This is a genomic window from Paeniglutamicibacter sp. ZC-3 (assembly GCF_025847175.2).
Taxonomy (GTDB): Bacteria; Actinomycetota; Actinomycetes; order Actinomycetales; family Micrococcaceae; genus Paeniglutamicibacter; species Paeniglutamicibacter sulfureus.
Genome location: NZ_JAOYTG010000036.1, coordinates 1 through 10,775 on the forward strand (window position 1 = coordinate 1; position 10,775 = coordinate 10,775).

At 61.7% G+C, this 10,775-nt stretch carries 10 protein-coding genes and 1 pseudogene; 7 read left to right on the forward strand and 4 right to left on the reverse strand.

Annotated elements, in window-relative coordinates; all coding sequences use genetic code 11:
• Positions 1-688: 688 nt before the first annotated feature.
• Together OIU93_RS20135 and OIU93_RS20140 are read right to left on the reverse strand one after the other, a co-directional pair.
• Complete coding sequence (locus OIU93_RS20135; RefSeq protein WP_264271834.1) at positions 689-2,224, reverse strand: NAD(P)H-hydrate dehydratase; 1,536 nt, start codon at positions 2,222-2,224, stop codon at positions 689-691.
• Positions 2,225-2,330: 106 nt separating this feature from the next.
• Complete coding sequence (locus tag OIU93_RS20140; protein ID WP_264271835.1) at positions 2,331-2,681, reverse strand: holo-ACP synthase; 351 nt, start codon at positions 2,679-2,681, stop codon at positions 2,331-2,333.
• Between the two features lie 153 nt (positions 2,682-2,834).
• Here OIU93_RS20140 and OIU93_RS20145 point away from each other — a divergent pair, with 153 nt between their 5' ends.
• Positions 2,835-3,404, forward strand: a complete 570-nt coding sequence (locus tag OIU93_RS20145; protein ID WP_264271836.1) for a DinB family protein — start codon at positions 2,835-2,837, stop codon at positions 3,402-3,404.
• Positions 3,405-3,502: 98 nt separating this feature from the next.
• On the opposite strand, the gene glmS is transcribed toward OIU93_RS20145, so the two are convergent.
• A complete protein-coding gene (glmS, locus tag OIU93_RS20150) occupies positions 3,503-5,374 on the reverse strand; it encodes a glutamine--fructose-6-phosphate transaminase (isomerizing) (protein ID WP_264271837.1) in 1,872 nt (623 codons plus the stop codon).
• A 148-nt stretch (positions 5,375-5,522) separates the two neighbouring features.
• On the opposite strand from glmS, the gene coaA reads away from it, so the two are divergent.
• The 6 genes from coaA (at position 5,523) to rimI (ending at position 10,070) form a co-directional block, all read left to right on the forward strand.
• A complete protein-coding gene (gene coaA / locus OIU93_RS20155) occupies positions 5,523-6,482 on the forward strand; it encodes a type I pantothenate kinase (RefSeq protein ID WP_264271838.1) in 960 nt (319 codons plus the stop codon).
• 94 nt (positions 6,483-6,576) lie between these two features.
• Positions 6,577-6,978 (forward strand): large conductance mechanosensitive channel protein MscL, encoded by a 402-nt coding sequence (gene mscL, locus OIU93_RS20160; RefSeq protein WP_264271839.1) that lies wholly within the window; start codon positions 6,577-6,579, stop codon positions 6,976-6,978.
• Positions 6,979-7,151: 173 nt separating this feature from the next.
• Entirely contained in the window at positions 7,152-8,354 is a 1,203-nt protein-coding gene (gene alr / locus OIU93_RS20165; protein WP_264271840.1) for an alanine racemase, read from the forward strand.
• A complete protein-coding gene (tsaE, locus tag OIU93_RS20170; protein WP_372342978.1) occupies positions 8,347-8,895 on the forward strand; it encodes a tRNA (adenosine(37)-N6)-threonylcarbamoyltransferase complex ATPase subunit type 1 TsaE in 549 nt (182 codons plus the stop codon). The genes alr and tsaE overlap by 8 nt, the downstream gene beginning before the upstream one ends.
• Positions 8,896-8,916: 21 nt before the next feature.
• Positions 8,917-9,588: a tRNA (adenosine(37)-N6)-threonylcarbamoyltransferase complex dimerization subunit type 1 TsaB gene (gene tsaB, locus OIU93_RS20175; protein WP_264271841.1), complete on the forward strand. Its 672-nt coding sequence runs from the start codon at positions 8,917-8,919 to the stop codon at positions 9,586-9,588.
• A gap of 47 nt (positions 9,589-9,635) precedes the next feature.
• Complete coding sequence (gene rimI, locus OIU93_RS20180; protein ID WP_264271842.1) at positions 9,636-10,070, forward strand: ribosomal protein S18-alanine N-acetyltransferase; 435 nt, start codon at positions 9,636-9,638, stop codon at positions 10,068-10,070.
• Positions 10,071-10,680: 610 nt separating this feature from the next.
• Here the strand turns inward: rimI and OIU93_RS20185 are convergent.
• Positions 10,681-10,775, reverse strand: a pseudogene (locus tag OIU93_RS20185) (IS982 family transposase); the annotation flags it as partial.

Below are 10,775 nucleotides of genomic sequence, written 5' to 3' on the forward strand. Positions count from 1 at the left end.
CCAAGATCCTGGCCCTGCCCGGGCCGGCATGGATCAACCAACCAAGGGAAACCATCGAAAAAACAGCGGCCTAACGGCCGTCTAACTCACTTTGGTACCGCTTGACTTGAAAAATTCCGCAACACCGTGGAGATTCCAGGCGAGACGTCAACAGACGCCAGCAGAGCTGCCCTCCTTGCTGAATGATCCCGGACGGCTAGGCCGACCAGAGGTCTGCACTTGCATCCGTGCTACTGATGTGCGGGAGATCTCCGTCTCTGACCCGTAGTGCCCGATCACTTCTGATTGCAAGATTGTTCGTCTGGCAATCAGGAGTGAAAAGCAATGACCTCTACGAGGTTCCCTGCAAGCTGCATAAGACGGTGACAGCCAACATGCAACACGCAGAAAAATCTTTGAACGTCTGTGCTCGCCGCGGCCTCATGCAGTGCGAGCACCTGCGGCAAGTCTCATCTGCCATGGGCTCTGACAGACTCGCCTGATGTAATCGGCGGAAATGCAGAAGAAAAGAAGAGGAGCGGTCGAATCATGCCACGAATCAAATACTCGGGAAGAACCATGGATGGAAATTCTGGAACATGGTTGGTGTATTTTCAGACTTGGCAGATAAACCTAGAGGGTAGCCCATTCCACGTAGTTAGTATCTGGACCTATTTGCCAAGAGTGAGAATCGGATAATGCAACTGTTCTAAACCCCCAGGTCCCGGCCCGCACGTGGAAGTTCCTGCAAGAGGTCAACGGCGCTGACGGTGCCCTCGTGTGCCGCGAGGGCACCCGCGTGGGCGTGGATCAGTGCACCGGCAGCAGCAAGGTCCGTCAGGCGATGGCCAAGGGCCACTACGTCCTTGTTCGTGGGCGTGGCCGGGAGGTTGGCTGCGGCCAAGACCGTGCCCAGGATTCCGGTCAGCACGTCGCCGCTGCCGGCCGTCGCAAGGTCAGGCGTGGAAGCGTGCACGATCAGCGTGTAGCCGTCCGGAGCCGTGCAGATAGTTGACGCTCCCTTGAGCAAAACAACACTGTCGTAGGCAACAGCGGCCCAGCGGGCCCAGCGGATCGGGTCGGCGGCGATGTCCCGGGAACTGACGCGGACACCTGCTTTTGCCAACAGGGCGTGAAGTTCCCCGGCATGCGGGGTGAGGATGCGCAGCTGGTGGTGCTCGCCCGGTTCCAGCATGGAAAAGGCTCCGGCATCAATGACGCAGGGCGTGTTCGCCGCCAATATTTGCGCCAGGTGCTTGCGGGTTTCTTCGGTGTCGTCCAACCCCGGGCCGATGGCCCAGGCGCCAATGCGCGCTGCACCCTCGCGTTCGTTTCGACGGTTGCGTGCAAGCAGTGCCGTGAGTTCGGGGGTAGCCAAGGGAACGGACTCCGGAACCTGCGTAGTCAAGGCGGTTGCCACGGCATCCGGGACAAGGGTGCGCAGCAGTCCCAAACCGCTGGCTACTGCGGCGCGAGCCGTGAGCACCGCGGCACCCGGGTACTTCGCGGAGCCGGCCAATAGCCCCAGCACTCCGCGCTGGTACTTGTGGCGCCCGGCGGCCCTCCAGTCTCCGTCACGGCCCAGCAACAGCTCGAGGTCATCTCCCTGCACCACCCAAGCCTCGGGCTCGGGCAAGGCCGCGCCGAGTCCCAGATCCGTGACGCGAATGCTTCCCGAGACCAGATGGCCAGAGCCAACCACGAGCCCCGTCTTCAGCGCGCCGAAGCTCACTGTGCGGTCCGCCAGGATGACGCTGTCGACCGCAGCCCCGGTGTCGGAATCGACGCCGCTGGGCAAGTCGCAGGCCAGTACCGGAATGTCCCGGGGGATGGCTGGCAATTGAAGACCGGGACGTGCGCCGGTGCCGTAGCCGGCATCGATCAACAGGTCACAAGCCTCGAGCAGTTCGTCCAGGTCCGTCACGGGGGCCGTGCGCCCGCCGGCACGCGACAGGGCAGCCAATCCCTCTTGGTGGGCCTGGGAGGCCAAGAGCACCGCAGTAGCGTGAACCCCGCGCTTGGCCAGTGATGCCAAGGCAAAGAGTCCGTCTCCGCCATTGTTCCCCGGTCCGACCAGCGCCACGGCGCGCGATCCGTAAAGCCGCCCGGTATCTTCCTTGAGCATTACCACTGCCTGGTGGGCCAACGCGTCGGCCGCACGGCGCATCAATGTCAGGTCGTTGGCATCGCGTAGCAGCTTGGCTTCGGCATCTCGAACGTGGGTACCTGCGTAGACGGGGATCATTAGTTCAGAATACCCAACTCCGGAGGGGATTTGCCGCAGAATCGATGCGGTGGCGCAATGGCCCGAGCAAACATGTCGTTGGTGTGGACAATTGCCGGGGACCGGGCTAACGTTCGGCAACCACCATGGCCGTGGCCAGGTCGCCGTCGTGGCTCATGGACAGGTGCCAGTGCACCACGCCCTTTCGTTCGGCTGCCTCGGCGACGGAACCATCAAGCACCACATAGGGGTCGCCCGCGCCGTCCTTTTCAATCCAGCAATGCTGCCAGTTCATGCCCGCCGGGGCTCCGAGTGCTTTGGCAATGGCTTCCTTCGCGGCAAAGCGTGCGGCCAGCGACCGAACGTGCAGCTCGCGTTCCGCAGGCACGAAGAGGCGCTCGCGCAGGGCGGGGGTCCGCGCCAGCTGCGCCTTGAAACGCGAGACCTCAACAACGTCAACACCAATTCCCACGATCATGCCTTCGAGTTTATCTGGCGGGGCACCCAGTCAATGCCACGCGACTGCTCCCCGCCGAGGTTATGGAATGTGCACCCCTGTTCCGGAGAGGGGGGAAGCCGTAGGCTTCAAGGCACCGTGGGCAAGGAGCAGACGGAACCAAGGAGTCTGGCAATGACGACAAAAGATCGCGCAAGTGAAGTGGAACCGGCCGCAGTGACGCTGTTGCGGGACGGCTTCGGTCGGGTTCGAGAAGGCATCGAGCGGCTTCTGGAAGAAGCCGAACCACGGATGCTGCGCTTTAGGGCGAGCAGCCACACGAATTCGATGGCTTGGCTTCTCTGGCACCTGACTCGAATCCAGGACGACCACTTCACGTACCTGGCCAGGGCACTGGATGAGGGATCTGCGCCGGAGCAATGCTGGATTTCCCGGGGGTGGGTGTCGCGTTTCAACTTGCCCTATGCCCAGCTGGATACCGGTTTTGGGCACAGCAGTGACCAGGTCGCTGACTTTGGGATGTATGACGGCGAGTACCTGCTGGGTTACCACCGGGACGTGCATGAACAAACTATAGGTATCTTGGCCACTTTGCGTGAGTCTGACCTGTCGGCCGTTATTGACAGGCGCTGGAATCCGCCGGTCACGGCGGGGGTCAGGCTCATCAGCGTCCTCAACGAAACCGCCTCGCATCTGGGGCAGGCCGAATTCCTCAAGGGCATCTACGCCGACCAATCCGACTGAGGCAGCTTTCATTGCTTAAAACACCATCGGTGCCGGTATTTCCCCTTAGGGAAGCTCCGGCACCGATGGTGTGTGTGAAACCTCAGTAGGTCTAAGACCTACTCGACGGTGACCGACTTGGCCAGGTTGCGCGGCTGGTCGACATCCAGGCCCTTGGCCGAGGCCAATTCGCAGGCGAAGAGCTGCAGCGGCACGGTGGCCAGCAGCGGCATCAGCAGCACCGGGGTCTCCGGAAGGTAGAACACGAACTCGGCGTAGTCGCGAACCGCCTCGTCGCCTTCCTCGGCGATGACCAGGGTCTTGGCGCCGCGGGCGCGCACTTCCTGGATGTTGGAGACGACCTTGGAGTGCAGCGAATCGCGGCCGCGCGGCGAGGGGACAACCACGAAGACCGGCTTGCCCTCCTCGATCAACGCGATCGGGCCGTGCTTGAGCTCGCCTGCGGCGAAGCCCTCCGCATGGATGTAGGCGATTTCCTTGAGCTTCAGGGCGCCTTCCATGGCTACCGGGTAGCCAACATGGCGGCCCAGGAAGAGAACCGACTCGGTCTCCTGCATGGAACGGGCCAGCGACTTGATTTCGTCCGCGCGGTCCAGGACGTCCTGGATCTTGGCGGGGATCTTACCCAGGTCGGCAAGGATGTCCTTGATCTGTCCGGAGAACAGGTTGCCGCGCAACTGGGCCAGGTAGAGGCCGAGCAGGTAGGTGGCGGTGATCTGCGCGAGGAAGGCCTTGGTTGAGGCAACGGCGATTTCCGGTCCGGCGTGCGTGTACAGCACTGCATCGGATTCACGAGGGATGGTGGAGCCGTTGGTGTTGCAGATGGCCAGGGTCTTGGCGCCCTGTTCCTTGGCGTAGCGCACGGCCATGAGCGTATCCATGGTCTCGCCGGACTGCGAGATGGAAACGACCAGGGTGTTCTCGTTCACGATCGGGTCGCGGTAGCGGAACTCGTGGCTCAGCTCGACCTCGACCGGGATCCGGCACCAGTTCTCGATGGCGTACTTGGCCACGGATCCCGCGTAGGCGGAGGTTCCACAGGCCAGCACAACGATCTTGGTGACGGAAGCCAGTTCCTCGGGGGAGATGCGCAGTTCATCAAGGGTCAGGCGACCGAAGGCGTCCGAGCGGCCCAGCAGGGTGTCGGCCACCGCAGCGGGCTGGTCGAAGATTTCCTTCTCCATGAAGGAGCCGAAGCCGCCCTTTTCGGCGCTGGCGGCATCCCAGTCAACGTGGAATTCCTTGCCTTCGGCCGGGTTGCCGGAGAAGTCGGTGATGCTGTGGGAATCGGGGGTGATCGTGACGATCTGGTCCTGGCCGAGTTCCACCGCGCGGCGGGTGAAGTCGATGAAACCCGAAACGTCCGAGCCCAGGAAGTTTTCTCCGTCGCCCAGGCCCAGGACCAGGGGCGAGTTGCGGCGAGCCGCAACGACAACGCCGGGGTGCTCGGTGTGCACGGCCAGCAGGGTGAATGCACCCTCGAGTTGGCGGGCGGTCAGCTCCATCGAACGGGTGAGGTTTCCTTCGCCGGCACCGCGGTAGACCGAACCCAGCAGCGCGGCTGCGACCTCGGTGTCGGTCTCGGAAAGGAACTCGACGCCTTCGGCGACAAGCTTGGCCTTCAATTCGGCGAAGTTCTCGATGATGCCGTTGTGGATCATGGCGAGGTTGCCGTTATCGGCAAGGTGGGGGTGGGCATTTCCGTCAGTGGGGCCGCCGTGGGTCGCCCAGCGGGTGTGGCCGATTCCTGTCAGGGAGGCCGGCAGCGGGTCGGCTTCAAGGGAGTCCACGAGGTTGACGAGCTTTCCCGACTTCTTGCGCGAGTCAATGCCCGCGTCAGTGACCACGGCCAGTCCGGCCGAGTCATAGCCGCGATACTCCAGGCGTCGAAGGCCCTCAAGAATCACATCGAGCGCCCCGTGATCGGCTGCGCGTCCAGCATTACCTACGTATCCAACGATTCCACACATGCAAAAAAGATTACCGTGCCGCGCAGGTCCCTCGGTTCATTTGCGCTGTCGGCTGGTCTTAAAAATATGTGTGCATGCCCACGCGTCCAAACTATGGCCAAAAGGTGAAGTTTGGGAATACGGGGGGATTGTTGGCACAATTCAAGGCGTGAATGGACAGCGTACGGTCGACTACAGTGCTACACCCTTCGTCGAATTGGACCGCCAAACTTGGGCAAGACTGTCCAACGAACTCAAGCAACCACTGGATGAGGCGGACCTGCGTCGCCTCAGCGGCCTGGGCGAGCAGCTGAACCTCGCCGAGGTGCGTGAGGTCTATCTTCCGCTCTCTCGCCTTCTCAACCTCTATGTCCAGGGCTCGGCCTCGCTGCACCAGGCAACCAACACCTTCCTGGGGGAGAGCACCCGGCGCACTCCCTTTGTCATTGGCGTGGCCGGTTCCGTGGCCGTGGGGAAGTCCACGACCGCCCGAGTCTTGCAGGAATTGTTGCGTCGCTGGCCGGACACCCCCGATGTGCAGCTGATTACGACCGACGGCTTCCTATATCCAAACGTGGACTTGGAAAAACGCGGCATCATGCATCGCAAGGGCTTCCCGGAATCCTATGACCGTCGTCGCCTGTTGCGATTTGTTTCCGAAGTGAAGTCCGGCGCACCGGAAGTGCGCGCGCCCTGGTACTCGCACCTTACCTATGACATCGTGCCCGGCAAGGAAGTCGTGGTGCGCTCTCCCCAAGTGCTGATCGTGGAGGGGCTGAACGTGTTGCAGCCCGCCCGGGCACGCACGGACGGCACCGCCGGCCTGGCACTGAGCGATTTTTTTGATTTCTCCGTTTACGTTGACGCGAGAACATCCGATATCGAGGAGTGGTACATCCGCCGGTTCATGAAGCTGCGCTCCGGTGCGTTCTCGGACCCTGCTTCCTACTTCCACCGCTACGCATCGTTGAGCGACGAGGAAGCCAGGGAAACCGCGCACGGAATCTGGAAACGGATCAACGAGCCGAACCTCAGGGAAAACGTCATTCCCACGCGTGGCCGCGCACAGCTGGTGTTGAGCAAATCGGCGGACCATTCGATCCGCAGGATGCTGCTTCGCAAGATCTGATACCTAAATTCTTTGGGTGAACGTATCGAGAATTTCCCAAAAAGTTTCCGCGTCGTGCCTTTTGACCACCGTGATTATGTGTAAAGCTGGGCACATGCTCAAGGGATTCAAAGAATTTATCATGAAGGGCAATGTCGTTGACCTTGCCGTAGCCGTTGTCATCGGTGCTGCTTTTGGCGCCGTAGTCACAGCATTGGTTGAGTTCATTCTCATGCCATTGATCGCAGCATTGGTCGGATCGCCGAACTTCGATAACTTCCTGGTTATCACGCTCGGTGCCGGTGTGGCCATCAAGATCGGTGCGTTCCTGACCGTTCTGGTGAACTTCATCCTCATTGCTGCAGCCATTTACTTCTTCGTCGTGGTGCCGATGAAGCACCTCGAGGAACGGCGCCAGGCTCGCCTTGGCGTTGAAGAACCCGCCGAAGAGCTCGATCCGCAGCTTGCGCTGCTGGCCGAGATCCGCGACGAGCTCCGCACCAACCGGACCCTGTAAATCCACTGCGGACCCTTTCGGTCCGCCCATCACGAAGCACCGGTGACCCGATCCCATGATCAGGCCACCGGTGCTTCGCCGTTTCCGCCACAGTACGGCAGGAGTGGTGGCGTAGGTGGCGTTGGTGGCGTGGCCTTGAGCGGGCGCCAAGGGGAAAGTGGGATGATGGATGGGTGAGTGCACAATCAACCGAACAGACCGAAAAGCCGACCCACGCCCAGGATGAGACAACGACGTCCACTTGGGAACGGCGGGCCATCATCGATCTGGCCAACATCCGTGAAAACGTCAAGCGAGTCGCCGAGCTCGTGGCGCCTGCCGAGGTCATGGCAGTCGTCAAGGCCGACGGCTACGGACACGGCGCGGTGCCCGTGGGACGCGCGGCGGTGCAGGCCGGAGCCACATGGCTGGGATGCGCTCATGTCACCGAGGCTCTCAAATTGCGCGAGGCGGGGCTGGAAGTTCAGTTGATGGCGTGGTTGCATACCGAAGGGACCCCCTTCGAGGCAGCCATCGCGGCAAATATTGACTTGGCTGTATCCGGTTGGGAATTGGAACATGTGGCCCGGGCGGCACAGGCTGCCGCGCAGCCCGCACGCGTGCACCTCAAAATCGATACCGGCCTTGGCCGCAACGGCTGCACACCCGATCTATGGGAACAGCTGTTGGGGCGGGCCGCCAGCTTCCAGGATGAAGGCCTGATGCGCGTGGTGGGTGTCTTCTCCCACCTGGCGGTGGCCGACGAACCCGAACGCCCGGAAACCGACGAGCAGTTGGAAGCCTTCAACCAGGCGGTGGCCCTAGCCGAGGACGCCGGGTTTGACCTTGAGGTCCGGCACATTGCCAACACCCCGGCAATCCTGACGCGTCCCGACGCGCATTACGACATGGTCAGGCTTGGACTGGGCCTGTACGGGCTCAGCCCCTTCGCCGGCGAAGAACCGGCACGGTACGGGCTGCGCCCGGCAATGACCTTGGTCAGCCGGATCGCGAACGTGAAGAAGGTGCCGGCTGGGCAGGGCGTCGGTTACGGATTGCGGTACCACACGGACAGGGAAACCTATCTGGGCCTGGTTCCCATGGGATACGCAGATGGCATTCCGCGTTCTGCCTCCAACGCACCGGTGAGCATCAACGGGAGGACGTATCTGGTGCGGGGGACCATTGCCATGGACCAATTCGTGGTGGACCTGGGCCCGAATATCGACGTTGCCGAAATCCTGGGTTCCGAGGTCATTCTCTTTGGCGAGGGGGGCCCGAGTGCGACCGATTGGGCAGACGCAGCCGGGACCATCAACTACGAAATCGTCACCCGTATCTCACCCCGCGTTCCGCGCCGGTTGGTGGAAGGCACTTGGGGAGAATCCGGTGAATGAGGCATCGATTGCGGCCGAGCTCGAGATAGGCAATATTGCCGAGACCCGCGACTTCGCGCATCGGCTCGGAGAGATCATGCGCGCCGGGGATCTGGTGATCCTCACCGGCGAGCTCGGTGCAGGTAAGACCACCTTCACCCAAGGATTAGGTCTGGGACTGGGGGTGCGCGAGGGAATCATCTCGCCCACCTTCGTGATTTCCCGCATCCACCCTGCATTGGGCCATGGCCCGGATCTGGTGCATGTTGATGCCTATCGGCTGGACAATGCTGCCGAACTAGATGACTTGGATCTGGAGGCAAGCATGGGCCAATCCGTCACGGTGGTGGAGTGGGGTGCAGGCAAGGTGGAACAACTCAGCGACTCCAGGCTTGAAATAGTGCTGTTGCGCCCGGGATCGGCTGAAATCCATGAGGACTTGGTCTTCGACTTCAACGAGGGCGAAGATGACGAGCCGCGCACCATCCGGATCGCGGCCTTTGGCCCGCGCTGGGAGAACGATCCCGGACTTGCCGCGCTACTCACCGACTTCGAACGCTAGAACAACAGGGGAATTGCACACATGCTTCTATTGGCCATTGACACTTCGGCGAACGCCTCCGCAGCCTTGCTGGAATCAGAGGGCAACACGGTAAAGGTGTTGGGCTCCTTCACCTCGAACGTGGGCAACGACCACTCCGAGGTATTGGCCCCCGCCATTGAGTCCTTGCTCGAGCAGACTGGCGATCGGACACCGGAGGCCATCGCCGTCGGTGTTGGACCAGGCCCCTTCACAGGGCTGCGTGTGGGGCTGGCCACCGCCCGCACCCTGGGCTTCGTATGGGGAATCCCGGTCCACGGGGTGATGAGCCTGGACGCCATTGCCCTGGACGCAGTGGTAAATGAGCCGACAGACAACTTCACCGTTGCCATCGATGCGCGGCGCAAGGAACTCTACTGGGCGCGCTACGACAAGACCGGGGTTCTGCTTGAAGGACCGCACGTGACCGTAGCCGAGGAACTTCCTGCTGGTCCTGTCTATGGGGCCGGCGGAGGACTTTATGCCGATCGCCTGACAACCGTGGGAGCGGATGCCGTCCCCGGATTCGAGCACGCCCACCCCGGAGCGGTGTCACTGGGAACCCGTGCCGTCCGCGCCCTGGCCGCCGGCGAACCGCTGTTGGGGACCGAACCGCTCTACCTGCGCGAGTCCGATGCCAAGGTCCCCGCTGTCATGAAGGGAAAGCTGCTGTGAACGCGCACGACGCATTTCCTCCTCCCGCGGGCCTGGAGACCAGAGCCATGATCATGGAGGATGTGGCAGAGGTCTGGGAAATGGAAAAGGCACTTTTCCCGACCGACGCCTGGCCGCAGGATATGTTTGTCGGCGAGCTGGAGCAGACAGAAACCCGGCATTATTGGGTGGTGCAGGATGCAGGGAAGATCGTTGCCTATTGCGGACTGATGTGCGTCCTGCCGCTGGCCGATGTGCAGACCATTGCCGTGGCCCCGGAGTATGAGGGCCGGGGGATCGGCACGCATCTCTTGCGCTTGATGATCGATACGGCGATCGAGCGCAGCGCCACTGACCTTTTGTTGGAAGTTCGTGCCGACAATCCCCGCGCACGTGGCCTTTACGAGCGACACGGCTTCGACGCCATCCATCGCCGGGCGCGGTACTACCGCGACGGTGTCGACGCGGTGATCATGCGCAAGGTTCTTATCCTGGCCAATTGAGGAAATAAACCAAGTACGCCAGAAGGTACCGAAGTTGCCCAGTTGATCTCGGTGACGGGAGAGGGCAGTGTGCTTATCGTCGCGAAAACCCACAGTGAGATCCTGAAGGCAGCACTGTGCGTGCCGCCCCCTGCCTACTCCTACGTGGTCTTTACTGCCAGTGACCGGCTGTTCCCCGTCAACGCGGAGATGACCGATCCCGTGCTCCCTGGGTGGCATTCTCGTCGCTGGGTATAGGCCGCTGACTCCAGACTGAGTTCTTCCCGCTAAGCGTGACTATTGTGAACGAGGGCAGAAGTTCAGAGTTCTCCATAAAAACCGCCATCCACATGGTTAGCGTTCCGCCCGGCTTATCTTCCCGCCCGACACCATCCCTGGCTCCGGTCATGCCATCGTCGCGGCCCTTTAGAGAGTCTCACCGTCACCGCGCTGGGCGGCAAGAGGATGATTTCCCATTGTGCGTACGCAGTACACGCCTCTGAGCAACCGCGCGATGAGCCGGGCCTCATGGGGCGTAGGTGTTCAGACCCAACTCAAAGGCCCCCGTGTTCCATGTCCGTCCACACAGGGGTCCACGAAGTTACGACTAGATGATTAAGTCCTAATCATTTCAGTGGTCGTAGGCGGTGAGGGAGCGTTTGCGGGGTGCGTTGGTTTTCCAGTTGTGCCAGATTCCTGCCGCGAGGGCCAGGAGCTTTGACGCGA

Bases quoted from the DNA above. Each gene is read 5' to 3' on its own strand.
- mscL (WP_264271839.1), top strand. From the start codon at position 6,577: ATGCTCAAGGGATTCAAAGAATTTATCATGAAGGGCAATGTCGTTGAC.
- OIU93_RS20145 (WP_264271836.1), top strand. From the start codon at position 2,835: ATGACGACAAAAGATCGCGCAAGTGAAGTGGAACCGGCCGCAGTGACG.
- tsaB (WP_264271841.1), top strand. From the start codon at position 8,917: ATGCTTCTATTGGCCATTGACACTTCGGCGAACGCCTCCGCAGCCTTG.
- OIU93_RS20135 (WP_264271834.1), bottom strand. From the start codon at position 2,224: ATGATCCCCGTCTACGCAGGTACCCACGTTCGAGATGCCGAAGCCAAG.
- OIU93_RS20140 (WP_264271835.1), bottom strand. From the start codon at position 2,681: ATGATCGTGGGAATTGGTGTTGACGTTGTTGAGGTCTCGCGTTTCAAG.
- glmS (WP_264271837.1), bottom strand. From the start codon at position 5,374: ATGTGTGGAATCGTTGGATACGTAGGTAATGCTGGACGCGCAGCCGAT.
- rimI (WP_264271842.1), top strand. From the start codon at position 9,636: ATGATCATGGAGGATGTGGCAGAGGTCTGGGAAATGGAAAAGGCACTT.